This is a genomic window from Saonia sp., from assembly GCF_056326165.1.
Genome location: NZ_JBWFBN010000003.1, coordinates 126,142 through 151,265 on the forward strand (window position 1 = coordinate 126,142; position 25,124 = coordinate 151,265).

At 34.4% G+C, this 25,124-nt stretch carries 29 protein-coding genes; 22 read left to right on the forward strand and 7 right to left on the reverse strand.

What is annotated here, in order from left to right; translation table 11 throughout:
• Positions 1-5 precede the first annotated feature (5 nt).
• The 22 genes from AC000W_RS04555 (at position 6) to hisIE (ending at position 20,083) form a co-directional block, all read left to right on the forward strand.
• Positions 6-1,235, forward strand: a complete 1,230-nt coding sequence (locus AC000W_RS04555) for an HD domain-containing protein (RefSeq protein ID WP_474746439.1) — start codon at positions 6-8, stop codon at positions 1,233-1,235.
• 44 nt (positions 1,236-1,279) lie between these two features.
• Entirely contained in the window at positions 1,280-2,305 is a 1,026-nt protein-coding gene (gene lpxD, locus AC000W_RS04560) for a UDP-3-O-(3-hydroxymyristoyl)glucosamine N-acyltransferase (RefSeq protein WP_474746440.1), read from the forward strand.
• Positions 2,295-3,698, forward strand: a complete 1,404-nt coding sequence (locus AC000W_RS04565) for a bifunctional UDP-3-O-[3-hydroxymyristoyl] N-acetylglucosamine deacetylase/3-hydroxyacyl-ACP dehydratase (protein WP_474746441.1) — start codon at positions 2,295-2,297, stop codon at positions 3,696-3,698. Before lpxD (AC000W_RS04560) ends, AC000W_RS04565 begins: the two co-directional genes overlap by 11 nt.
• A gap of 5 nt (positions 3,699-3,703) precedes the next feature.
• Positions 3,704-4,489: an acyl-ACP--UDP-N-acetylglucosamine O-acyltransferase gene (gene lpxA, locus AC000W_RS04570; RefSeq protein WP_474746442.1), complete on the forward strand. Its 786-nt coding sequence runs from the start codon at positions 3,704-3,706 to the stop codon at positions 4,487-4,489.
• 5 nt (positions 4,490-4,494) lie between these two features.
• Positions 4,495-5,061 (forward strand): elongation factor P, encoded by a 567-nt coding sequence (efp, locus tag AC000W_RS04575; protein ID WP_474746444.1) that lies wholly within the window; start codon positions 4,495-4,497, stop codon positions 5,059-5,061.
• 12 nt (positions 5,062-5,073) lie between these two features.
• The gene (gene lpxD / locus AC000W_RS04580) at positions 5,074-6,006 is read left to right on the forward strand and encodes a UDP-3-O-(3-hydroxymyristoyl)glucosamine N-acyltransferase (RefSeq protein WP_474746445.1); all 933 of its coding nucleotides are present in this window, start codon (positions 5,074-5,076) and stop codon (positions 6,004-6,006) included.
• Positions 6,007-6,075: 69 nt separating this feature from the next.
• Positions 6,076-6,948 (forward strand): succinate--CoA ligase subunit alpha, encoded by an 873-nt coding sequence (gene sucD, locus AC000W_RS04585; RefSeq protein WP_474746446.1) that lies wholly within the window; start codon positions 6,076-6,078, stop codon positions 6,946-6,948.
• 124 nt (positions 6,949-7,072) lie between these two features.
• Complete coding sequence (gene fabG / locus AC000W_RS04590; RefSeq protein WP_474746448.1) at positions 7,073-7,819, forward strand: 3-oxoacyl-[acyl-carrier-protein] reductase; 747 nt, start codon at positions 7,073-7,075, stop codon at positions 7,817-7,819.
• A gap of 31 nt (positions 7,820-7,850) precedes the next feature.
• Positions 7,851-9,878, forward strand: a complete 2,028-nt coding sequence (locus AC000W_RS04595) for a VWA domain-containing protein (RefSeq protein WP_474746449.1) — start codon at positions 7,851-7,853, stop codon at positions 9,876-9,878.
• 10 nt (positions 9,879-9,888) lie between these two features.
• Positions 9,889-10,704, forward strand: a complete 816-nt coding sequence (locus tag AC000W_RS04600; protein ID WP_474746451.1) for a prohibitin family protein — start codon at positions 9,889-9,891, stop codon at positions 10,702-10,704.
• Positions 10,705-10,949: 245 nt separating this feature from the next.
• Positions 10,950-11,807, forward strand: a complete 858-nt coding sequence (gene hisG, locus AC000W_RS04605; protein ID WP_474746452.1) for an ATP phosphoribosyltransferase — start codon at positions 10,950-10,952, stop codon at positions 11,805-11,807.
• A 12-nt stretch (positions 11,808-11,819) separates the two neighbouring features.
• Positions 11,820-12,254, forward strand: a complete 435-nt coding sequence (locus AC000W_RS04610; protein ID WP_474746453.1) for a GNAT family N-acetyltransferase — start codon at positions 11,820-11,822, stop codon at positions 12,252-12,254.
• Between the two features lie 2 nt (positions 12,255-12,256).
• Entirely contained in the window at positions 12,257-13,543 is a 1,287-nt protein-coding gene (hisD, locus tag AC000W_RS04615) for a histidinol dehydrogenase (RefSeq protein ID WP_474746455.1), read from the forward strand.
• Complete coding sequence (hisC, locus tag AC000W_RS04620; RefSeq protein WP_474746456.1) at positions 13,536-14,585, forward strand: histidinol-phosphate transaminase; 1,050 nt, start codon at positions 13,536-13,538, stop codon at positions 14,583-14,585. Before hisD ends, hisC begins: the two co-directional genes overlap by 8 nt.
• Complete coding sequence (hisB, locus tag AC000W_RS04625; RefSeq protein ID WP_474746457.1) at positions 14,585-15,721, forward strand: bifunctional histidinol-phosphatase/imidazoleglycerol-phosphate dehydratase HisB; 1,137 nt, start codon at positions 14,585-14,587, stop codon at positions 15,719-15,721. The genes hisC and hisB overlap by 1 nt, the downstream gene beginning before the upstream one ends.
• Positions 15,722-16,303, forward strand: coding sequence for an imidazole glycerol phosphate synthase subunit HisH (gene hisH / locus AC000W_RS04630; protein ID WP_474746459.1), 582 nt, complete (start codon positions 15,722-15,724; stop codon positions 16,301-16,303).
• Positions 16,303-16,719 (forward strand): GNAT family N-acetyltransferase, encoded by a 417-nt coding sequence (locus AC000W_RS04635; RefSeq protein WP_474746460.1) that lies wholly within the window; start codon positions 16,303-16,305, stop codon positions 16,717-16,719. The genes hisH and AC000W_RS04635 overlap by 1 nt, the downstream gene beginning before the upstream one ends.
• Before the next feature lies 1 nt (position 16,720).
• Entirely contained in the window at positions 16,721-17,500 is a 780-nt protein-coding gene (locus AC000W_RS04640) for a 1-(5-phosphoribosyl)-5-[(5-phosphoribosylamino)methylideneamino]imidazole-4-carboxamide isomerase (protein ID WP_474746461.1), read from the forward strand.
• Positions 17,497-18,003, forward strand: coding sequence for a DinB family protein (locus tag AC000W_RS04645; RefSeq protein ID WP_474746463.1), 507 nt, complete (start codon positions 17,497-17,499; stop codon positions 18,001-18,003). Before AC000W_RS04640 ends, AC000W_RS04645 begins: the two co-directional genes overlap by 4 nt.
• A gap of 20 nt (positions 18,004-18,023) precedes the next feature.
• Positions 18,024-18,779 carry an imidazole glycerol phosphate synthase subunit HisF gene (gene hisF, locus AC000W_RS04650; protein ID WP_474746464.1) on the forward strand — a complete coding sequence of 252 codons (756 nt, stop codon included), beginning with the start codon at positions 18,024-18,026 and terminating at the stop codon, positions 18,777-18,779.
• Positions 18,780-18,782: 3 nt separating this feature from the next.
• Positions 18,783-19,490, forward strand: a complete 708-nt coding sequence (locus AC000W_RS04655; protein WP_474746465.1) for an aspartate/glutamate racemase family protein — start codon at positions 18,783-18,785, stop codon at positions 19,488-19,490.
• The gene (hisIE, locus tag AC000W_RS04660) at positions 19,487-20,083 is read left to right on the forward strand and encodes a bifunctional phosphoribosyl-AMP cyclohydrolase/phosphoribosyl-ATP diphosphatase HisIE (RefSeq protein ID WP_474746467.1); all 597 of its coding nucleotides are present in this window, start codon (positions 19,487-19,489) and stop codon (positions 20,081-20,083) included. The genes AC000W_RS04655 and hisIE overlap by 4 nt, the downstream gene beginning before the upstream one ends.
• Here the strand turns inward: hisIE and AC000W_RS04665 are convergent.
• The 7 genes from AC000W_RS04665 to AC000W_RS04695 all read right to left on the reverse strand — a co-directional run bounded on the left by AC000W_RS04665 (position 20,080) and on the right by AC000W_RS04695 (position 24,928).
• Entirely contained in the window at positions 20,080-21,024 is a 945-nt protein-coding gene (locus AC000W_RS04665; RefSeq protein ID WP_474746468.1) for an NAD(P)-dependent alcohol dehydrogenase, read from the reverse strand. The genes hisIE and AC000W_RS04665 overlap by 4 nt on opposite strands.
• A gap of 103 nt (positions 21,025-21,127) precedes the next feature.
• The gene (locus tag AC000W_RS04670) at positions 21,128-21,850 is read right to left on the reverse strand and encodes a head GIN domain-containing protein (RefSeq protein WP_474746469.1); all 723 of its coding nucleotides are present in this window, start codon (positions 21,848-21,850) and stop codon (positions 21,128-21,130) included.
• 56 nt (positions 21,851-21,906) lie between these two features.
• Positions 21,907-22,029, reverse strand: a complete 123-nt coding sequence (locus AC000W_RS04675; protein WP_474746471.1) for a hypothetical protein — start codon at positions 22,027-22,029, stop codon at positions 21,907-21,909.
• Positions 22,022-22,702, reverse strand: coding sequence for a hypothetical protein (locus AC000W_RS04680; RefSeq protein ID WP_474746472.1), 681 nt, complete (start codon positions 22,700-22,702; stop codon positions 22,022-22,024). The genes AC000W_RS04675 and AC000W_RS04680 overlap by 8 nt, the downstream gene beginning before the upstream one ends.
• A gap of 69 nt (positions 22,703-22,771) precedes the next feature.
• Positions 22,772-23,866, reverse strand: a complete 1,095-nt coding sequence (locus AC000W_RS04685) for a hypothetical protein (RefSeq protein WP_474746474.1) — start codon at positions 23,864-23,866, stop codon at positions 22,772-22,774.
• A complete protein-coding gene (locus AC000W_RS04690) occupies positions 23,844-24,389 on the reverse strand; it encodes a hypothetical protein (RefSeq protein ID WP_474746475.1) in 546 nt (181 codons plus the stop codon). The genes AC000W_RS04685 and AC000W_RS04690 overlap by 23 nt, the downstream gene beginning before the upstream one ends.
• Entirely contained in the window at positions 24,389-24,928 is a 540-nt protein-coding gene (locus AC000W_RS04695; RefSeq protein ID WP_474746477.1) for an RNA polymerase sigma factor, read from the reverse strand. Before AC000W_RS04695 ends, AC000W_RS04690 begins: the two co-directional genes overlap by 1 nt.
• Positions 24,929-25,124 lie beyond the last annotated feature (196 nt).

Here is a 25,124-nt window from a genome sequence, read left to right on the forward strand (position 1 = left end):
CTGTTTTGACAGAAGTGAATAAATTAAAATATTTTAATGATCCAATTTACGGATTTATTAGAATACCTAATACTGTAGCTTACAACCTTATAGAAGATTCCTATTTTCAGCGGCTGCGTAGAATTTCGCAAATGGGAATGTCATATTTGGTTTATCCTGGCGCACATCACACACGTTTTCATCATGCTTTAGGAAGTATGCATTTAATGTCCAAGGCAGTCCAAGTGCTTCGTTTAAAAGGAATTGAGATTAATCTAGAAGAGGAAGAGGGCTTGTTAGCTGCTATTCTTTTGCATGATATTGGACATGGACCATTTTCTCATGCCATGGAGCATAGTATAGTAACTGGGATTAAACATGAGGATATTTCTTTGCTTTTCATGGAAAAGCTCAATGACAAGTTTAACGGAAGTTTAACGATTGCAATAGAAATATTCAAAGGAGTGTATTCAAAAAAGTTTCTAAACCAATTGGTTTCCAGTCAATTGGACATAGATAGATTGGATTATCTAAAGAGAGATAGTTTCTATACTGGTGTTGCCGAAGGAAATATTAATTCTGAACGACTTATTACTATGCTAAATGTTGTTGAAGGCAATTTAGTGGTAGAAGAAAAAGGAATTTATTCAGTAGAAAAATTTTTGATGGCCCGCCGTTTTATGTATTGGCAAGTTTATTTGCACAAAACTTCTTTGGTTGCAGAACAGCTACTTACTAAAATTTTGAACCGTGCCAAGGAGTTAGTTCTGAAAGGAGAAAACATTCAATGCAGTGAGGCTTTGTTTTACTTTTTAAAAAATAAGATTACCAAGAATAATTTTACTGATGATATATTGGAAAAGTTCTCTCAATTAGACGATGTAGATGTAATGGGAGCTATTAAATCATGGCAAAACCATACAGATTTTGTTCTTTCCAAATTATGTAAAATGATTATTGACCGAAAATTACTGGAAATAAAAATTAAGAATAAGCCAATAAATGCCTCTAAGTTTGAAGAATGTTATAAAACTTTCAAAAACAACAATAGCTTGACTGATACTGAGACTTCCTATTTTGTATTTATGGGGGAGATTGAAAATCTGGCTTACAATCAAGAGAGTCAAAACATAAATATTTTAAAATCCAATAAAAAGGTAATAGATGTTGCCAAAGTTTCTGACCAATTAAACTTGAAGACCCTTTCTAGAAAAGTTACTAAATATTATATGTGCTATCCCAAAGATGAGGTTTGACAATTTTTCTTACTTTTGTGTACCATTTGATAAAAACATAGAAATTGAAATTTACTGCTAGCCAGATTGCGGGTATTTTAGAGGGAGAAGTGGAAGGAAACCCTGAAATAGCGGTCGATAAACTAGCTAAAATTGAAGAAGGAAAAAAAGGCTCTTTGACCTTTCTTTCCAATCCCAAATACACTCCTTACATCTATACTACCAAAGCATCAATCACCATAGTAAACAAAGATTTTGTTCCAGAACAAGCAATTTCCACTACATTGATAAAAGTAGAAGATGCCTATAAGTCCTTTTCCAAATTATTAGAGTATTATAATCTTACAAAAGAAAACAAACAAGGAATTGAGAACCCGGTTTTTATATCGGATACGGTGACTTATGGTGAGAATCATTATATAGGGGCTTTCTCATATATAGGTAGCAATGTGATTATGGGCAATAATGTGAAAATTTACCCTAATGCTTATATTGGTGATAATGTTACCCTTGGTAATAATGTAGCCATTTTTGCTGGAGCCAAAATCTATTCAGAAACAATTATTGGGAATAACTGTGTTATTCATAGTGGTGCTATTATAGGCGCAGATGGGTTTGGATTTGCACCAGATTCAAAAGGAGAATATAGCAAAATACCTCAAACCGGAAATGTCATCCTAGAAGATGATGTAGACGTCGGCGCAGGTACAACAATTGACAGGGCTACAATGGGCTCTACCATTTTAAGAAAAGGAGCTAAACTGGACAATCAAATACAAATTGCTCATAATGTGGAAATTGGGGAACATACAGTGATAGCAGCACAGACTGGTGTTGCAGGCTCTACCAAGATTGGAAAAAATTGTTTGATTGGTGGGCAAGTTGGAATTGTTGGTCATATTATTATAGGAGACCGAGTAAAAATACAAGCGCAATCTGGGATTGGAAGAAATGTAAAAGATGATGAAATTCTTCAAGGTTCTCCTGCATTAAATTACGGGGATTATAACAAATCCTACGTACACTTTAAAAATTTACCAAAAACAATCAATAAGGTTAACGAACTGGAAAAGAAAATAAATGGTAATTAAGACAAATAATAAACAGCAGACCATAGCTAAGGATGTAAGCCTTACAGGGGTAGGGTTACATACTGGAAAAGATGTAACCATGAAATTTGTTCCTGCACCTGAGAACCATGGGTATGCATTCAAAAGGGTAGATTTGGACGGACAGCCAATTATAGAGGCAGATGCCAATTATGTTGTAAATACCCAAAGAGGGACAAATCTTGAAAAAAGAGGAGTTAAAATTCAAACATCAGAACATGTACTAGCGGCATTAGTTGGCTTAGAAATAGATAATGTACTAATTGAAATGGATGCATCTGAACCTCCTATAATGGACGGCTCTTCAAAGTTCTTTGTAGAGGCTTTGGAGAAAGCTGGTGTTGTAGAACAAAAAATAGAGAGAGAAGAATATGTGGTCAAAGAAGTTCTTACATATAGAGATGAAGATTCAGGTAGTGAAATTACTATAATCCCTTCTGATGTATACCAAGTTACTACCATGGTAGATTTTGGCACTAAAGTTTTGGGAACCCAAAATGCAACTTTGGAAAATCTATCTGATTTTAAAACTGAGATTGCCGATGCAAGAACGTTTAGTTTTTTGCATGAATTGGAAACGCTTCTAGAGCATGGTTTGATAAAAGGTGGAGACCTTAACAATGCTATTGTTTATGTAGACAAGGAAATATCTGCTGCAACCATGAAAAAACTTGAAAAAGTTTTTAATAAAGAAAAGCTGTCTGTAAAACCAAATGGAATATTAGACAATCTAACGTTGCATCAACCTAATGAAGCAGCAAGACATAAATTACTAGATGTAATTGGGGATTTGGCATTGGCTGGGACAAGAATAAGAGGCAAAGTGATTGCAAACAAGCCTGGTCATTTTGTAAATACACAATTTGCTAAAAAACTTTCCAAAATAATTAAACTAGAAAAGCGAAACAATGTTCCATCTTACGATTTGAACAAACCCCCATTAATGGATGTGGTCCAAATAATGGATAAGTTGCCACATAGACCTCCATTCTTATTGGTTGATAAAATTTTGGAATTGTCCGAAACTCATGTTGTGGGACTAAAAAATGTTACAATGAATGAGCCATTCTTTGTAGGGCATTTTCCTGGAGCACCTGTAATGCCTGGGGTTCTACAGTTAGAGGCAATGGCTCAAACCGGTGGTATTTTGGTTTTGAACACAGTTCCTGACCCTGAAAACTATTTAACTTATTTATTAAAAATTGATAATGTTAAGTACAAACAACAGGTTGTTCCTGGTGATACGCTGATTTTTAAACTGGATTTAATGTCTCCTATACGACGAGGTCTTTGCCAGATGCATGCTAAAGCATATGCAAATGACAAACTTGTTTCTGAAGCAGAAATTATGGCTCAAATAATTAAAGTAAAATAACACCTATGAACCAACCATTGGCATATATACATCCTGGAGCAAAAATTGCTAAAAATGTGGTGGTAGAACCATTTACTACCATACATAACAATGTTACAATTGGACAAGGAACATGGATTGGGAGTAACGTCACAATTATGGAAGGAGCAAGAATAGGGAAAAACTGCAATATTTTCCCAGGAGCGGTAATATCAGCTCCTCCACAGGACCTCAAATATCAAGGAGAAGAAACAACCGTTATTATTGGTGACAACACAACTATTCGTGAGTGTGCTACTATAAATAAGGGTACTTCTGATAGAATGAAAACCGTAATTGGCAAGAATTGTCTTATCATGGCATATTGCCATATAGCTCATGATTGTTTTATTGGTGATAATTGTATTTTTTCTAACAATTCAACCCTAGCGGGCCATGTTACTATTGGAGAGAACGTAGTACTTGCAGGATTAGTTGCTGTACATCAATTTGTATCTATAGGCAATCATGCATTTGTTACTGGGGGTTCCTTGGTAAGGAAAGATGTACCTCCTTATGCAAAAGGAGCTAGAGAACCCATGTCTTATGTAGGTATAAATTCTGTTGGCCTTAGAAGAAGGGGTTTTACATCAGAGAAAATCAGAGAAATACAGAATATATATAGAATATTATATCAAAAAAATTATAATAATTCACAGGCTGTTCAGATTATAGAGGCAGAAATGGAGGCAACTCCTGAAAGAGATGAGATTCTCCAATTTATTAGAGATTCGCAAAGAGGGATTATGAAAGGTTATTTTAGCACAAATTAAATTATATGGCGTCAACATCAGATATTAGAAAAGGTCTTTGTATTAAGTACAATCACGATATTTATAAAATTATTGAATTTTTACATGTGAAGCCTGGTAAAGGGCCTGCATTTGTAAGAACCAAGCTTAAAAGCGTTACAACAGGAAAAGTTATTGACAATACTTTTTCAGCAGGTCATAAAATTGAAGATGTCCGTGTAGAAACACGTTCTTATCAGTATTTATATGCCGAAGGAGAAACCTATCATTTTATGAACACAAATGATTACAACCAAATTACTTTACAAGAAAGTTCTTTGGATGCTCCTGGATTGTTAAAAGAGGGGGAAGTTGTAACCATCCTTTTTAATACTGAAGATAGTATGCCATTATCGGTTGACATGCCCGCCAGTGTTATTTTGGAAGTCACCTACACGGAGCCAGGTGTAAAAGGTAATACAGCCACCAATGCAACAAAACCAGCTAAAGTTGAAACTGGCGCAAGTGTCAATGTACCACTTTTTATCAATGAAGGAGATAAAATTAAGGTAGACACGGAAAAAGGAGCATACATGGAAAGGGTAAAAGAATAATTCCCAAAACGCATGAAATTTCCAACTCCTCAAACTCTAAAACAAATTGCAACCCTCATTGATTCTGAATATGTTGGTTCGGATGATTTCCCAGTATTGGGAATGAATGAAATTCATGTGGTAGAGAATGGCGATATTGTCTTTGTTGACCATCCAAAATATTATGATAAGGCACTGCAGTCCAAAGCTACTGTTGTTTTGATAAATAAAGCTGTAGAGTGCCCAAAAGACAAAGCACTTTTGATTTCAGATGATCCATTTAGGGATTTTAATAAACTTACTCAGTTTTTTAATCCTTTTAAAAGCTCCGATGCGGCCATATCATCTTCAGCAAAAATTGGGAAAAACACAGTAATTCAACCAAATTCATTTATTGGGAACAATGTTGTAATTGGTGATGATTGTATAATACACTCTAATGTTTCTATTTATGATGATTGTGTAATTGGTAACAATGTAACCATACATGCAGGCACCATTCTTGGTGGGGATGCTTTTTATTATAAGAATAGACCTGAAGGTTTTGATAAACTCATTTCTGGTGGAAGGGTTGTTATAGAAAATAATGTGGATATAGGTGCTTTGTGTACTATAGATCGTGGAGTTACGGGAGATACCACCATTAAAGAAGGCTCCAAATTGGATAACCAAGTTCAAGTGGGTCACGACACTGTAATCGGAAAAAAATGTTTGATTGCTTCCCAAACGGGAATTGCAGGCTGTGTGATTGTTGAAGACGAGGTCACTCTTTGGGGGCAAGTAGGAGTTACCAGTGGTATAACTATTGGAAAAAAAGCTGTAGTTCTTGCCCAAACTGGAATAGCAAAATCCCTAGAAGGTGGAAAGAGCTATTTTGGCAGCCCTGCTGAAGAAGCAAGAGAAAAGTTAAAGCAATTGGCCAATGTTAAAAAAATTCCAAGCATAATTAAAAAATTAGAAAGTTAAATAAGCAAAAGAATACTTTAAAATTCATTTGTAAACCTATATTTTTGCACTGCCTAAAACCAATAAACAATGAGTGTTCTAGTAAATAAAGATTCCAAAATAATAGTACAAGGCTTTACGGGAAGTGAAGGAACTTTTCACTCCGAGCAAATGATAGAATATGGCACCAATATAGTGGGCGGAGTTACTCCTGGAAAAGGAGGACAAGAACACTTAGGAAAACCCGTATTCAACACAGTAGAAGAAGCTGTTGAAAAAGCTGGAGCAGATACAACTATTATTTTTGTTCCACCTGCATTTGCTGCGGATGCTATTATGGAAGCTGCCAATGCAGGGATTAAAGTAATCATAACTATCACAGAAGGAATTCCTGTTGCTGATATGGTAAAGGCGTCCAATTATATAAAGGATAAAGATTGCAGATTGATTGGTCCAAACTGTCCAGGTGTAATAACCCCTGATGAAGCCAAAGTTGGTATTATGCCAGGTTTTGTGTTTAAAAAAGGTCATGTTGGAATTGTTTCTAAATCTGGAACATTGACATATGAAGCATCTGATCAGGTAGTGCGCCAAGGCATGGGAATTACTACTGCCATTGGTATTGGTGGTGATCCAATTATTGGAACAACTACAAAGGAAGCTGTTGAACTGTTGATTAATGATGAAGAAACACATTGTGTGGTAATGATAGGTGAAATTGGTGGTCAATTAGAGGCCGATGCCGCTAAGTGGTACAAAGAAAGTGGAAGCAAAAAACCAATTGTTGGTTTTATAGCTGGTGAAACTGCTCCTGCAGGAAGAACCATGGGTCACGCTGGAGCTATTGTGGGTGGTAGTGATGATACTGCACAAGCAAAGAAAAGAATCATGAGAGAATGTGGAATACATGTGGTTGATTCACCTGCAGAGATTGGCTTAAAAGTAAAAGAAGTCATGGCATAATTGTCAAATTATAATAAAAACTCAAAGTTTTACTTTGGATAAAATCCCGTCTAATTCGGGATTTTTTTCGTCATTATATTAAACATAACCTATATTTGAAATAACAAATCAAACTAAATACAACATGAAGTTTTTAGAAGGAAAAAATGTAATTATTACGGGTGCCAGTAGAGGAATAGGACGAGGAATAGCAGAAATATTCGCTGATAATGGTGCTAATGTTGCTTTTACATATAGTTCTAGTGAGGCACCAGCTTTAGAGTTGGAAAAAGAATTAATTAGCAAAGGTGTAAAGGCCAAAGCATATAAGAGTAACGCAGCTAGCTTTGAGGAATCAGAAAAATTGGTAGCTCAGGTATTGGAAGATTTTGACGGAATTGATGTTTTAATAAACAATGCCGGAATTACTAAAGACAATTTGTTAATGAGAATGGGAGAGGCGGATTTTGATTCGGTTATTGAAACCAATCTAAAATCAGTTTTCAATATGACCAAAGCTGTTCAACGTACATTCCTTAAACAACGAAAGGGCTCTATCATTAATATGAGTAGTGTTGTTGGGGTAAAAGGGAATGCTGGGCAGACTAACTATGCAGCTTCAAAGGCTGGTATGATTGGGTTTACAAAGTCCGTGGCTTTGGAACTTGGTTCAAGAAACATTCGTTGCAATGCAATTGCTCCTGGGTTTATAGAAACAGAAATGACTGATAAACTTGATGAAAAAGTGGTTCAAGGTTGGCGAGATGGAATTCCGCTAAAGCGCGGAGGAACTCCTGAGGATGTGGCCAATGCATGCTTATTCTTAGCTTCAGATTTATCAGCATATATTACCGGACAGGTATTGAATGTTGATGGAGGAATGTTGACATAAACCAAACTAATTAATTTTAAAGCATTCCTAAATGCAAACCAAAACGCTATTATTGATTATTTTATCTGCAATAGTTGCGTTAGGAATAGTTTGGATTCAATATTTCTATAAGACTAAAAAGAGAGGGAAATTCAGTATTATCCTTTCTTTTTTACGCTTTCTTGCCATTTTTGGCACTTTTCTTTTATTAATAAACCCAAAGTTTTCAAAAAATGAATACACTCTTGAAAAGACTAATCTTGTCGTTTTAGCTGATAATTCATCTTCTATTGGTGCCTCAATACAAAAAGGTGAAATGCAAGCGGTTTTAAATCAAATAGATGGAAATAGTGATGTTGCCAACAAATTTAATTTAACAAGCTACACTTTTGGGAATGCCCTTAACAACAATGATAGCATTACACTTGGTGATAGGGGCACTAATATTTCCAGTGCGTTAAAAAGTATTAATGAGATTTATGACAAAACCAATACTGCCATTGTATTGGTTTCTGATGGAAATCAGACCCTTGGTGAAGACTATGAATTTTATGGAAAAACTCAGGATTTTCCTATTTATCCAATTGTGATTGGGGATACCACGACTTATGAAGACCTTAGGATTGGTCAAGTAAATGTCAATAAGTATGCATTTCTTAAAAACAAGTTTCCTGTTGAAGCCTATGTTGTTTATGATGGAACAAGGAACATTGCTTCTAAGGTTACTGTTCAAGTAAATGGAAAAATTGTATATACAGAAAACATTAATCTATCCCCAAATGTAAATTCAAAAAAAATAAGTGCCTTATTGGACGCAAAAGCAATTGGTTTAAAACGATTAACTATTTCAATTGAACCATTATCTAACGAAAAGAATACCCTAAATAATAGTAAATATGTTGCTTTGGAGGTTATTGATGAAAAAACCAAGGTTGTGATTGTTTCTAGTATGGTGCATCCAGACATTGGTGCTTTAAGTAAAGCAATAGAGAGTAATGAACAACGCTCTGTAATTGTTGAAAAACCGAATGGAGATATTTCCAACTTTGAAGATTCAGACTTACTTATTCTATACCAACCTAACTCTTCTTTTCAAAAAACATATGATTTTGTAAAACAAAGAGGGATAAATACTCTTACTATAACGGGTCCAAAAACAGATTGGAGTTTTTTTAATAATGCGCAGAGTACTATTGATAAAGATGATGCGGGAGTAAAGGAAGATATACTTCCTGTTTTAAACGCAGGGTTTTCTATTTTCAATATTTCTGATTTTAATACCCAAGGGTTTCCTCCCTTAGAATCAGAATTAGGAGAATTATTTATCAATAAACCATATGAAGTTCTCTTGGGGCAGCAAATAAAAGGCACGGAGCTTAATGAACCACTTTTGGCAATAGCCCCAAGTACTGAAATTAAAGAAGCATACTTGTTTGGTGAGAATATCTGGAAGTGGCGCATGCACGCATATAGAAACGACCGTGACTTTAAAAACTTTGATGATTTTATTGGTAAGATTGTGCTTTATCTTGCATCTGGGAACTCTAAGGATAGACTTAATTTAGATTATGAAACCATTTATGATGGTTCCAACGATACAAAAATTACCGCAAGCTATTTTGATGAAACATTAGTCTTTGACCCAAATGCATCATTATTATTAAAATTAGATAGAAACGGAGTTTCATCAGAAATCCCTATGCTACTTAGCGGAAGTCACTATGAGGCAGACTTAAGTAATTTGGAATCTGGAGAATATAACTTCACCGTAACAGTTCAAGATGAAAACCTATCTAAGTCAGGCCATTTTACTATTATAAGTTTCAATATAGAACAACAGTTCCTATCTAGCGATTATAAAAAATTAGATAGGTTAGCAGTAAACAGTGCTGGACACCTATATTATCCTAGTCAAGTTGATGAGTTAAATGAGAATTTATTAATGGAAAAGCGTTTTGTTCCTATCCAAAAAAGCAAGCAAAATGTAGTATCTTTGATAGATTTCAGATTTCTGTTAGGAATCATCATTTCTGCTCTAGCGGTAGAATGGTTTATAAGAAAATATAACGGATTAATTTAAATAATAGAAAATGGACAAATTACCAAAAATTGCATTACCCGTAATTTTTATTGCGATTATATTAATTGTTTTAATATCAAAATCTGCTGTGACTATAGATTCTGGTCAAGCGGGAGTATTATATAAAACATTTGGAAATGGTGTTGTAACAGATGAGCCACCCATGGGAGAAGGATTTCACATAGTTGCACCTTGGAACAAGGTTTTTATTTATGAAGTGAGGCAACAAGAACTTTTTGAAAAAATGAAAGTTCTATCATCTAACGGTCTAGAAATTCAGATTGACGCATCTGCATGGTATGAGCCTGTACGTAAAGATTTGGGGAACTTGCACCAATCACTAGGTGAAGGTTATTTACAGCGTGTAATTCAACCAGCAATTAGGAGTGCTGCTCGTAGTGTGGTTGGTCGCTATACCCCAGAACAATTATATTCCAGTAAGCGTGATGCTATACAAGATGAAATATTTTTAGAGACAAAAAAAATTCTTGAGAAACAATACGTTCAGTTAAATGAAGTCTTGGTAAGAGATGTTACCTTACCAAATACAATTAAAGAAGCAATTGAGCGTAAACTTAGGCAGGAACAAGAATCTTTGGAATATGAATTCCGCTTGGTTACGGCCAAAAAAGAAGCTGAAAAAGTAACTATTGAAGCACAAGGTAAGGCAGATGCAAATAGAATACTAAGTGCATCCCTAACGGATAAAATATTACAGGATAAAGGTATTGATGCTACGTTAAAATTATCCGAGTCTCCAAATGCTAAAGTAGTTATTGTTGGGAGTGGGGATTCTGGATTACCATTAATTTTAGGAAATAATTAAAATTATTTTTTTAACTATCAGAATACAAATTGAAATATTTTTTCGTTAAATTTTTATAATTGAAAATAAGTTTTAATTTTACCCATATAATGAGAACTAATTCTACACATCATCATTTTTATACTTGCTGCCAAGCGAGGTAAAGATGTATTGTGTCAATTCAACATATATCGAACCCGTTTGAGCAATCAAACGGGTTTTTATTTTTTAAAGCAAGTTTGGTTGCCATACTAAATAAACAAAAAATGACAAAAATTAGAATAGCCATACAAAAAAGTGGCCGACTTAATGAAGATTCTCTATTGCTTCTAAAAAACTGTGGAATCTCTATAGACAATGGTAAAGATCAACTTAAAGCTGAGTCAAGAAATTTCCCATTAGAGGTATTTTATTTACGTAATGGAGATATACCGCAGTATCTAAGAGATGGTGTTGTTGATATAGCTATAATTGGTGAAAATGTTTTGGTTGAAAAGGGTGAAGATATTATTATGGCGGAAAAGCTTGGGTTTTCTAAATGCAAAGTTTCTTTAGCAATACCAAAAGGCGTAAAGTACAATTCTGTTAAAGATCTTGAAGGAAAGCGTATAGCAACGTCCTATCCCAATACGGTCAAAAATTATTTAGACAAGAAAGGTGTCACAGCAGATTTGCACATTATTAATGGTTCTGTTGAAATTGCTCCAAACATTGGATTGGCAGATGGCATTTGCGACATTGTTTCAAGTGGAAGTACGCTTTTTAAAAACAATTTAAAAGAGGTAGAAACAATGCTTACCAGTGAGGCAGTGCTTGCTGTTTCCCCTAAAATATCAAATGAAAGAAAAGAGATTCTTAAAAAATTGCAATTTAGAATTCAGTCAGTATTAAAAGCAAGGCAATCTAAATATGTTCTATTGAATGCTCCTAATGATAAATTAGATGATATTATAAATATTCTTCCAGGTATGCGTAGCCCAACAGTGCTACCTCTTGCCGAAGAAGGTTGGAGTTCTGTGCACACAGTAATAGAAAAACATGCTTTTTGGGATGTTATTGATGCGTTAAAATTAGCCGGTGCAGAAGGAATTCTGGTATGTCCAATTGAGAAAATGGTTTTGTAAAAATGAATTGTTATGGAGAACAATTTTAAAATAAAGCTAATACCAAGTGATGAATTAGATAGTATTTTGCCATTGGCATTTCTATTGAATGAGGGCAGAATAGATGTTGATACCCTTCAGGAAAGATTGCAAGAAATGATTCCCATGGGGTATCAATGCATCGGTGTTTTTGATCAGGAGAAAATGATTGGAATTTGTGGTATTTGGGTATTAAATAAATTATATGTTGGTAAACATGTGGAGCCAGACAATGTTTTTATAGCTGATGAATACAGGAGCAGGGGAGTTGGAAAATTAATGCTGGATTGGGTACTTAATTATGCTCAAGAGATTGGTTGTGATGCATCCGAGGTAAATGTGTACATAAAAAATGAAAAGGGACAAAAGTTTTGGGAAAATCAAGGATATAAAAAGGTAGGCTACCACTTGCAACAATTTTTTAAGTAAGAATGAACAAAATATATAATCCAGATAACAACGATTGGAAAGCCCTCTTAGAAAGGCCCACTCTAACTGTGAATGATATTGAAAGTGTCGTTACGGCTATATTTGATGAAATAAAATCTCAAGGAGATATTGCTGTAAAGAAGTATACTCAAAAATTTGATGGGATTGCAGTAGATTCCATGTTAGTTTCTGAACTTGAAATTGAGACAGCAATAGATGTAGTTTCCGAGGAATTAAAAGCTGCTATTAACACAGCAAAAGCAAATATTGAAGCATTCCACCGAGCTCAAATAACCAATAAAGTTTCTGTTGAAACTACCACAGGCGTGCAATGTTGGCAAGAAAAAAGACCTATTCAAAAAGTAGGATTATACATTCCTGGTGGTACAGCACCACTATTCTCAACAATATTAATGTTAGCTGTTCCTGCTGCTATTGCCGGCTGTGAAGAAGTTGTTTTATGTTCTCCACCAGATAAGGATGGAAATATTAACCCTGCTATTCTATACACTGCCAATCTATGTGGGATAAACAAAATTGTTAAAGTAGGTGGAATACAAGCAATTGCTGGAATGACATTTGGAACAGAAACAATTCCTCAAGTATATAAGATATTTGGTCCAGGAAATCAGTTTGTTACGGTTGCCAAGCAATTGGCAACCAAACACGGTGTGGCTATCGATATGCCAGCTGGTCCATCAGAATTACTGGTTGTAGCAGATGACACTGCCAATGCAGCCTTTGTAGCTTCAGATTTGTTGAGTCAGGCAGAGCATGGTATAGATAGTCAGGTAATTTTAGTATCTACCTCTAAGGAATTAATGATAGAAGTAGAAAAAGAAATAGCACTACAAATCAATGAACTGCCGAGAAAGGAAATTGCTAAAAAGGCCATTGCCAATAGTAAACTCATTTATGTAGAAAACGATGTTGTTGCATTGGATTTAATCAATGAATATGGCCCGGAGCACTTTATTGTTTGTGTTGAAAAGGAGAGTTATTATATTGATAATATTAAAAATGCTGGTTCTGTTTTTATTGGAAATTACACCCCAGAAAGTGCAGGCGATTATGCCTCTGGAACAAATCATACATTACCAACAAATGGATATGCAAAACAATACAGTGGTGTAAACTTAGATAGTTTTACTAAGAGCATCACTTTTCAGAAAATATCATCAGAGGGTATTAAAAATATTGGCAACACAATTGAATTAATGGCTGAATCGGAAGGTTTACAAGCCCACAAAAATGCGGTTACTTTACGGTTAAAAAGTTTAAATGAATAAAGAAATCAACATACAAAATTTGGTTAGGGAGAACGTAAAAACCCTAAGCCCATATTCATCGGCACGTGATGAGTATGTGTCTGATGGTTCAAAAATGATATTCTTGGATGCCAATGAGAATCCGTTTGAAAATGGTGTAAATCGCTACCCTGACCCACAACAACGTAGTTTGAAAGCTGAATTATCAAAGCAAAAAGGAATTTCTGAAGCTAATATTCTGTTAGGAAATGGAAGTGATGAAGTGTTGGATTTACTCTTTAGAGCGTTTTGCGAACCAAAAGAAGATAACATTATTACGTTACCGCCAACATATGGTATGTACAACGTCTTAGCTAACATCAATAATGTTGAAAATAGAGAGGTTTTATTAACTCCTAATTTTGAACCAGATATTGATACTATTCTAAAAGTAGTAGATTCAAATTCTAAGATTCTATTCCTTTGCTCACCAAACAATCCAACAGGAAATAATTTTTCTAACAAGGCTATAGAAATGTTATTAAATGTATTCAACGGATTAGTTGTTATTGATGAAGCTTATATAGATTTTTCAAATGAAGAAAGTTGGTTGAGTCGTTTAAAGGAATTCCCAAACCTTATCGTTACACAAACACTTTCAAAGGCATATGGAATGGCGGGCATAAGACTGGGCCTGTGTTATGCTTCCAAAGAAATTGTTGCTATTTTAAATAAGATAAAACCGCCTTATAATGTAAATGAACTTACACAACGAAAAGCATTGGAGCGTGTTTTGGATACGAAGGCGGTTCAGCATGAAATTGCTGAAATATTAAAAGGCAGAACTAAGTTGGTTGACATTTTGAAGGAAGTATCATTTGTTGAAAAAGTATATGATACTGATGCTAATTTTGTGCTAGTAAAAGTTGATGATGCCAATCTGCGCTATAACCAATTGTTACAAAGCGGAATTGTAATCCGTAATAGAACAACGCAACCATTGTGCGAAAATACTTTGCGTTTTACAGTTGGTACAGAGGATGAGATTGGAAAATTGATTAAAGTATTAAAAAAAATTAAGTAATGGCTAAGAAAGTTCTTTTTATAGACAGAGACGGCACCATCATTAAAGAAACAATCGATGAGCAAATAGATGCATTTGAGAAGATGATTTTTTATCCAAAAGCATTTACTTTTCTTGGTAAGATAGCCAAGGAACTGGATTATGAGCTAGTAATGATAACCAACCAAGATGGTTTGGGTACCGATGTTTTCCCTGAAGACACTTTTTGGCCTGTCCACAACTTTATTTTAAAGTCATTTGAAAATGAAGGTGTTGTTTTTGACAAGGTATTTCTAGACAAAACTTTCCCTCATGAAAATGCAAATACAAGAAAACCGGGAACTGGATTATTAACTGAGTATTTCTCCGAAGATTATGATTTGGCCAACTCTTTTGTGGTTGGGGATAGATTAACCGATATGGAGCTAGCTAAAAACTTAGGTTCTAAAGGAATCTTTATTAATGATGACACTAATTTGGGTACAGGTGAGATTACCGTAGACAAGGGAGATTTAGATAAGATCATCGTTTTGGAAAGCAATGATTGGGAGAAAATATACGAGTTCTTAAAATTAGAGAACAGAACAGCTTCAATCAGTAGAAAAACCAATGAGACAGATATTGAAATTGAAATAAACCTTGACGGAACAGGAAAAAGCGACATCAATACTGGATTGTCATTTTTTGATCATATGTTAGACCAATTGGCGCGTCATGGCCAAATGGATATCAAAATAAAAGTAGATGGGGATTTAGAAGTGGATGAACACCATACAATTGAGGATACTGCAATAGCCTTAGGTGAAGTGTTTAACAAAGCTCTTGGAAATAAACTTGGTATAGAACGTTACGGTTTTTGTTTACCAATGGACGATTGTTTAGCTCAAGTTGCTATTGATTTTGGTGGTCGCAACTGGTTGGTTTGGGATGCTGATTTTAAAAGAGAAAAAGTGGGAGACATGCCTACCGAAATGTTTTATCATTTCTTCAAATCATTCACAGACGGAGCTAAAGCCAACCTAAATGTAAAAGTTGAAGGCACCAACGAGCACCATAAAATTGAAGCAATTTTTAAAGCTTTTGCAAAGGCTATAAAAATGTCCGTAAAGCGTGACGTGGAAAAAATGGTATTACCGAGTACAAAAGGAATGTTATAAATGAAGATAGTTATTATTAATTATGGTGCCGGTAACATTCAGAGCATCAAATTTGCTGTTCAGCGATTAGGTTACAAGGCTATTTTAAGCAATGATGTTGAAGAAATAAAGGCTGCTGACAAAGTTATATTTCCTGGTGTTGGAGAAGCCAGCAGTGCAATGAACAAGCTTCTAGAAAGTGGATTGGACACAATTGTACCTCAATTAAAACAACCTGTTTTAGGTATTTGTCTTGGAATGCAATTAATGTGTAATTCCACTGAAGAAGGTAATACCAATGGTTTGGGGATTTTTGATGTTGGTGTAGTAAAGTTTTCAAATAGAGTTAAAGTACCACAAATAGGATGGAATCAGATTTCTAATTTAAAATCGGATTTGTTTAACGATATTGAAAGTAACTCGTACATCTACTTGGTGCATAGTTTTTATGCTCCTTTGTGTGATGAGACCATAGCAGAATCTGATTATGATTTAAAATATAGTGCGGCTCTAAAGAAAAATAACTTCTATGGAACCCAGTTTCACCCAGAAAAGAGTAGCGACGTTGGGGAAAATATATTAAAGAACTTTTTGGAATTATAATGAGTTCAAAATTTTACATATCAACAGATAAATCTAAACTAGATATTCCTTTTATTCATAAATATCTTTCTGAAGATTCTTACTGGGCAAAGGGCAGAACAATAGAAAAAGTAAAGCTGTCCATTGAAAACTCAATTTGTTTTGGAGTATACAATGATAAAGATATTCAGGTAGGTTTTGCACGTATTGCCACGGATTATGTAACTGTTGCCTGGCTCATGGATGTTTTTATTGATAAAGCACACCAAGGTAAAGGTCTTGGTAAAATGCTTGTCGGACATATTGTTGACATGCCAGAATTAAAACAAGTATCAGGGATGGGATTAAAAACAGTGGATGCACATAAACTATATGAACAATATGGGTTTAAAAGTATAGAAAACCCTGAGGTATGGATGACAAAAATAAAGGCATAAAATGAGAATTATACCAGCAATAGATATTATAGATGGAAAGTGTGTACGTCTTTCTAAAGGGGATTATAGTACTAAAAAGGTATACAATGAAAATCCGTTAGAGGTAGCTAAAGAATTTGAAGCGCATGGAATTGAGTATTTGCACTTGGTAGATCTAGACGGGGCAAAATCCAAGCATATTGTCAATCATAAAGTATTAGAACAGATTGCAACCAAAACTAACTTACAAATTGATTTTGGTGGTGGGTTAAAAACTAATGAAGACTTAAAAATTGCCTTTGAGAGTGGTGCAAATCAAATTACGGGAGGTAGCATTGCCGTAAAAGACAGAGAAACCTTTTTGGGTTGGTTAAAAGATTATGGAGCTGATAAAATAATTTTAGGAGCTGATGCATTGGATGAAAAAATCGCAGTATCTGGTTGGCAAGAAGAATCAAAAGAAGAATTGGTTCCTTTTATTCAGGCGTATCAAAAAAGTGGTATTGATTATGTTATTTGTACAGATATTAGTAAGGATGGCATGTTAGATGGGCCGGCTTTTGAATTGTATCAAAAAATATTAAAGTCCGTTCGGTCGGAGTTAAGAACTAAAGCAGACCTCTCGACTACGCTGGAGGAAACAAAAAGTATTAAACTTATAGCATCAGGAGGAATTTCAACATTTGATGAACTTCCTAAACTTGCTGAAATAGGTTGTGAAGGAACTATTATTGGTAAAGCTATTTATGAAGGTAGAATAAGCATGAAGCAATTAGAAAATTATATAGTTGATAAAACATGAATGTAGTAATTTCAGAATTTAAGGAAAATGCTATTTATCGTATGGATGAAAGCACCCGAATGATTACCATAGCACTTTCTAAAATAGATGAGAACAATGTATGGAAACGTCCAAACCCTTCATCTAATAGTATTGGCAATTTAATATTGCATTTATGTGGAAACATTACACAATATGCAATTGCTTCTTTGGGAGGAGAAAAGGACACTCGTGAGCGAGATACTGAATTTTCAACTAAAGAAGGGTTCTCTAAAAAAGAACTTCTTGTGCTATTAAATACAACGGTAGAAAAAGCAAAGAGTACAATTAACAGTGCTACAGAGGAACAATTGGTAAAAAAGAGAAGTGTTCAAGGCTATAATTTTTCAGGGATAGGAGTTGTAATGCATGTTGTAGAGCATTACTCGTATCACACAGGCCAAATTGCCTTTTGGGTAAAACAACTCACTGAGAATGGCCTAGGGTTTTATGATAATGTGGATTTGAATATAACGAATGATTAACGTCACCCTGAACAAAAATTATGTTAAGTAAAAGAATAATACCTTGTTTAGATATTAAAAATGGACGCACGGTTAAGGGTGTTAACTTTGTAGACCTTAAGGATGCTGGAGATCCAGTAGAACTTGCAGCATTATACGCTCAAAGTGGAGCAGATGAACTGGTCTTTCTAGATATTTCAGCAACAGAAGAACGTAGAAAAACATTGGCTGATTTGGTATATCATGTTGCAGAGAAAATTAATATTCCATTCACCGTAGGAGGTGGCATTTCATCAGTTGAAGATGTAGATATACTATTGCACAATGGAGCAGATAAAGTGTCAATTAATTCCTCAGCGGTTCGTAATCCTGAGTTAATTAATGAATTATCAGCTAAATTTGGCTCACAATGTATTGTAGTAGCAATTGATGCCAAACAGATTGATGGTGACTGGATTGTACATTTGGTAGGAGGAAAGGTTCCAACAGAACTCAATTTGTTTGAATGGGCAAAAGAAGCTGAAGAACGTGGTGCTGGTGAAATTCTTTTCACAAGTATGGATAACGATGGTACCAAAGATGGTTTTGCAAACAAAGCATTGGCCAGATTATCTAAAGAATTGAATATTCCGATAATTGCTTCTGGTGGGGCGGGGAATATGCAGCATTTTACAGATAGTTTTATAAAAGGGAAAGCAGATGCGGCTTTGGCAGCCAGTGTTTTCCATTTTAAAGAAATAGAAATTAAAGATTTAAAAAAGGAACTGGAACGCAACAATATTTCAGTTAGATTATAGTATATGAAAAAAATCGGATTAATAGGAGGAATCACATGGCAGTCCACACAGCTATACTATCAATATTTAAATGAAAAAGTGGCTAAAGCATATGGTGACCAACATTCTTGTAAGTGCCTTATAGAATCTGTTGATTTTGCTGATATTGCTGCCAAACAAAAGGCGAATGATTGGGAAACCTTAGATCAAGATATGGCTGCAACAGCTGCAAGATTAGAGGTTGCCGGTGCAGATATTATTTTAATTGGGGCAAACACCATGCATTTGTGCGCAGATGCTATTAAAGACAAAGTGAATATTCCCTTACTACATATTGCAGAAGCCACGGGAGAAACGGTCAAAAGGAGTGGATTAAAAAAAGTACTGTTATTGGGCACAAAGTATACAATGGAGCTAGATTTTTACAAGGACATCCTTAAAAATCAATATGAAATTGATGTGCTTATTCCATCAGGTGAGGATAGAAAAGTAGTCCACCAAGTAATTTACGATGAGCTGGCAAAAGGCATTATTTCTAACAAATCTAAGTTGGAATATATTGCCGTTATTAAAAAAGCAATACAACAAGGAGCAGAAGGAGTAATTTTGGGTTGTACAGAAATTCCACTATTAATTAAACCAGAAGATTGTTCCGTTCCTGTGTTTGACACTACCAAAATACATGCAGAAGCTGCTGTTAATTTTGCCATTTCTAATGAAAACATATTATGAAAATAGATTTTAATAAAAATTCGGACGGATTAATTCCTGCTATAATACAAGATGCAACAACTAAGAATGTCCTAATGTTGGGCTATATGAATGAGGAAGCTTTAAAAGTAACTCAGGACTCCAAAAAGGTTACTTTTTACAGCCGAACTAAAAAGCGTCTTTGGACAAAAGGTGAAGAGAGTGGTAACTATCTAAACCTTGTTTCTATAAAGAATGATTGTGACAAAGACACTTTGCTAATTACAGTTAATCCTGTTGGGCCTACTTGCCATACTGGTTCTGATACCTGCTGGAATGAAGAGAATTTCCAAAATTTTGGTTTCATTTCTGAACTAGAAGATATTATAGCGGATAGAAAAGCCAATATGGAGAATGAGAAAAGTTATGTAGCTTCTTTATTTCGTAAAGGCATTAATAAAATTGCTCAAAAAGTAGGGGAGGAAGCTGTAGAAATTGTAATAGAAGCAAAAGATGATAATGATGAACTGTTTTTAGATGAGGGGTCAGATTTGTTGTTCCACTATCTAATTTTATTACAAGCAAAAGGATTTACTTTTAATGACATTGTAGAAAACTTAAAGACAAGGCATTAAAGAGTAATTACAACATTTCCTGTTTTTTCTCCTGTTTCAACATATTTGTAAGCTTCTGGTAGTTGTTCTAAAGTATACTTTCTATCTATCACCGGAGTATGCTTGTTTTCTATCATCATGCTTTTCACTAGAGAAAGACTTGCATTGATATTACCGGGCATAGGAAACTTAACTCTTTTATTAAAAATGGAATAAAAGATATTTTGTGACCAAGGGCCTAATTCTGAAGATATATAAACACTATCTGATTTCATTATTTTTTTACATTTTCCAAAAGTACTTTTACCCACTGTATCAAAAACATAATCAAATTTCTCATTCAACTTTGTAAAGTCTTCATTGGTATAGTCAATTACTTTGTGGGCTCCCAATGATTTGATTAGCTCCATATTTTTTGTGTTTGCCGTAGCGGTAATTTCAACATTCAATGTGTTTAATATTTGAACCATAGCAGAACCTATGGCACCCGTTGCCCCATTGACCAATATCTTTTGGTTACTTTTAACAATTACTTTATTTAAAAAATTACGTGCATAATGTTCTCCCTCAATACTTGCCGCCGCATGTTCATAGCTTATTTTATCAGGAATGGTTGCAAAAAAATTATTTTCTGAAATAGCCATATACTCAGCATAAGAAGAAAGAATATTATCATTGAAACCAAAAACTCTATCGCCCACTTTATAGGATGCAACTTTAGAACCAATTTCTTTAATTTCTCCTGAGAATGTTGTGCCAGCAATTTTTCTTTTGGGTTTAAACAGGCCTATAAAAAATTGATATACAAATGGTTTACCTCTTAATCCCGCACAATCGGTCCTGTTAACGGTAGTAGCATGCACTTTTACCAAAACTTCATTTTCTTTAGGAGTTGGTTTTTCTACTTCTTTATATTGGAGCACTTCTGGTCCTCCATATTTTGTGTATACTATCGCTTTCATATTAGGTTGGTCTTGAGATAATAAGACGTTAAAAGACATGTTTTGTTACACAAAAGGCCCTGCATAAATGCAAGGCCTTTAAAATCAAAAACTACATCAAAAACTAATTTTTATCAATGATTTTTGAATCTCCTGTTAGGTGTTGATGTGTAATTACTGCATTTCCTTTGTAACGAAGCGTACTATCCCCACTTGCATCTATATCTATGGTGTTCTTTACTGTTAAGTAGGCATCACTATCACCTCTTAAGTCTATCAATAAATCATCAATTTCCATGTCATAATCTTTTAAAGTACTATCTCCTGTAAGCTCTGCATAAAGCAATTCCACATCCCCAAAAATATCTGCCTTGGAATCTCCCTTCGCAATGAGTTTTAAATCATTTAAAAACAATTCTCCAGTAAAGTAACTATCCCCCCTAAGTTCTATTCTTGCACTTTGCGCATCCAAAACATTTTCTAATACTATTCTTGAATCCCCTGATGCCTCAAAATCTGTAATCTGCTTTGTTGTTATGTAAATATTTAAAGTTTCATTTCCTTTAATATTTATATAGTTTTCCATTTTAACTAAAAGTCTGTCTCCTTCTTTTCTAACAATAATTCTGTCGTGTAAATTTCTGTTAGCTTCAATTTCAATGTGCTCTTCTGTATCAGAAAATGTAATAAATGCATTAAAATCGTCCGAAATACTTAAAGCGGAATAATCCGAGAATGAAACTTCTTGTGTAGTTACTGTACTGGAAACTCTTATGGTTTCATAGTCACAGGAATAAATTAAAAGGCATAATAATGTAATGTTAAAAAATTTTGTGATTGATTTCATTTTGATTGATGTTAGATACTGAAACGAGTTCAGTATGATTGATAAATAAACTCTTGCTAGGTCCCAACAGGTACCCAATCTATATCAACTGGTATTTCTTCATTGTTTTTAATAAAATACACTTGATTGTTTTTAATATAGACATACTGCGTGTCAATAATCTGATTAAAATTATTCATTGTCCAGGCTCTTTTTGTAACGGTTTCTTCCAAGGTTAAACACCCCGATTTTTATCCCAAAACCAGTGGAGAATCCATTAATGTTTTTAATACTATCGGGATTTAACTTAACTCCATTGGAAAATCTGTACTTGGCTCCAAGTTCCAATTGCACATATCTATTTATGTTATATAGAAGGCTAACTCCTGGTTCTGCAACAAATGCAATATCCCAAGTTGCACTATCGTCATCAAAATCTGGATCAGGATTTTCTTGTATATCCTCAATATATCCCACAATACCACTACCCAATAAAACTGGAAAGGATAGATTTACTTTTTTCTTACCAAAGAAAATGGGTTCCAGATGCAAACCACCATAGGCTCCTAGTAGGTCACCATCACTATCGGGAAATACATTTGGCAAATTCTGATCTGCATAGAATGCTGTTGCGGCAAAACCAATTTCAAATTGTTTATTCGCAACATATGCCAGTTTAATTCCAAATAGACCAGCGTCATAGCCGGCTACTTTACCATAGCTACCAGAAAAACCTAGATATACTCCGTGTACAATATTTCTACGGTCGTTAAATTCTATATAATCACCCTCAGATTCGTCCTCTTGGGCATTTATACTTCCAAAGATTAATACTAATAAGAATGCTACTATTATATTTTTTGATTGTTTCATTTTTTGATTGATTATAGTTTTCCTAATTATAGACAGTTGATTTTTATAAAGGTTGCAAGTTTTTAAAAATTAATTTTCTTTCAATAGAATAATTCCCTTTAAACCGGTCAATACGAACTCCCCATATGGCCCGTTGCCATAAGTAGCATTTATTTTCCGTACTTTTTTTGCTTTGCTTATGACATCTGTATGGATATCTGTAAAGCTTTTTGGAATGCGCAAAAGACCTTGTTCCAAAGTGGCATTAAATATGAGTGATTGACCCGTAATATTGATGTTGAATTCTGATGACTCTTGATCAATAAAAATTTTAGAATCTGGTTTTCTAATTTCCGATATCCAAAAGTCCGCTACCTTGGTTTTAATATCTACTTCTTCCCCAAGGGTATTAATGTGCACTTTTGTGAAATCCAAATTTCCGTGAATACTGCCCACTTCATCAATATTAATTTCGTCCTTGCTAGAAGAGACTTCCAATCTGGAAATTGTCCCTAACTCCATGGTAGTACCAGAGCTATTTAGCCTCAATTGCTTGGCCCCATCCAAATCTAACTCCCCATTTCTTATGGTTAAATTGGCATATGTAATACTCTTGGAATGCAATTCTCCAAACTTTACACTAATATTGGCATTGGTCAAATCATCGTTTACCCAAACATTGCCATGCTCTACATTAGCCTTTAGTTTTCCTTGCCAATCTGTGATAATCACATCGCCAAACTTATTGGTAATGTCCATTTCTGCATTATTGGGCAAATAAATGGTGTAGTTAATTTTAATATTGCTTTTATCCAAATCAAACGGATTTACCTTGCTAAAATATTTCGCAAAAAAACCAGTGCTGTTCTCATTTATTTCTGTGGCAAGATTTACAAAATCCTTTGTAACCTTTGTGCTCACATCTATCCTATCTAGAATATCTTCAGCATTTTCCTTTTTTCTATGGGAAACTTCTATGGCAATTGAAAGTTTAACGGAGCTCCGTTCCCAACCATTGATAATAACATCACCATATTTGTTATTTAGATGAAGTTCACCACTATTGGTCAGCCCATAGCTTTTCTCAATTTTTTTGGACACGGTTTCTTGCCCAAAAGCCAAGTGTCCCACCACTATAAAGAGCAGTGCCATCATTATTTTCTTATAAAATATATCCGTTCCCATCTTCAATATTTTTTGAATTATTTATTCTTACGAGTAAGTTCTCAATTAGCTCAATTCGTTTTTTATAATTGCTTACAATAGCAGCAAGCACAAGCTCATTATCCAAGTTCTCTTTCATTTCTTGCTTTAGTTCCAAGTATTCTTTGTCCAGTTCATCCATAAAGGATAAAAACTCATCTTTTTCCTCTTGTGAGAGATTTGTATTTAGTCTTACCAATTGCACCTGTTGGGACACCATGTTAGAATAATACATATCTATTTCTTTTAACTCTTGGTCCACAATTGCATCTTCGCTTGGGTTAATTCCTCCGTTCATAAAAAAGGTAATTACCGAGAATAGCCCAAATAACAGAACTATGCTTGCAGCTATCTTCATAATTGGGCTTTGCCATAAGCGTCTTACTTTAGGCTTCTCTTTTTTACCTAACTCTTGCTCAATGTTTGCCCAAAGCTTTTTTCTATCCGCTTTGTGCTCATTAAAAGAGTCTTTGTTTTCTTTTATATATTTTTCAAAATTGTCCATTACAATTCTTTTATTATTTCAATCAATTTCTTTTTTGCCCTGTGGTACTGGGATTTTGATGTAGATACAGAAATATTCAATATTTCAGAGATCTCTACATGGTCATAACCTTCAATTAAATACAGATTTATAATTTGTTTGTATCCTAAGGGCAGTTTTTCAATCCCCTTTTTAATTTTTTTTATATCAAAATCTGTTTCCTTTTCTTCAGTTTCCTCGTTTAAATAATACTCATGGTCTTCTAATGGCGTTACAGAAACCTTTTTTAATTTTAAATGATTAATGCTTTTATTGATTACAATACGCTTTAGCCAAGAACCAAAAGTGCTTTCATACCTAAAAGAAGAGAGGTTTTTAAATGCTTCCACAAAGCTATCCTGTACTACATCTTCTGCATCTTCTTTAGAGGTTAGCATCCTCATACTTATATTGTACATGGCATCTACATAGAGTTCATACAGCTTGTACTGCGAACTTCTATCTCCGGACTTGCCTTTTTCAACAAGGTCTTTGTGAGTAAATAGAATATTTTGTTCCAATTAATTCTAAGGTAGATGTTAGCGCTAGGTCTTCTATTTTATGTTTCTCTTTTTATTATTGACAAAAGAAAAATAGAAGGGTTGCATTTAGATTGAATTATTTTTAACTAATTGACGATTAATTACTTCATTAGTTACAGTAAAACTGTATTTATAGTAATTTATATAGGGAGAATTAAATAGTGGTACTTGTAAA